Genomic DNA, 237 nt, shown 5'->3' on the forward strand with positions numbered 1-237 from the left:
TAGCTACAGCAAAATTACCACGCGCCATTGAATTTCCGCCAATACTGACAGCTTGCGAAATAGCCTGTGTTAATCCACCATTCGCAAAGTTACCAATCAATACATTGCGATCATTATTCGTACTTAATCCAGTTTGCGGCCCCATGATAATGGAACGATCAGATTTAGAATTTTGTCCAGCCAAATGCCCCGCATAAACATTATTATCACCTGTTGAACCATCGCCAGCGATAGAAC

The 237-nt window shown here is 42.2% G+C and carries 1 protein-coding gene; it reads right to left on the reverse strand.

Annotation, left to right across the window (positions count from 1 at the left end; translation table 11 throughout):
• A partial coding sequence (locus tag AC6UDD_RS06990; RefSeq protein ID WP_500720062.1) for a hypothetical protein occupies positions 1 to 184 on the reverse strand: 184 nt, incomplete at its 3' end.
• Positions 185 to 237 lie beyond the last annotated feature (53 nt).

This window comes from Fructilactobacillus sp. X2R1C3, assembly GCF_059901425.1.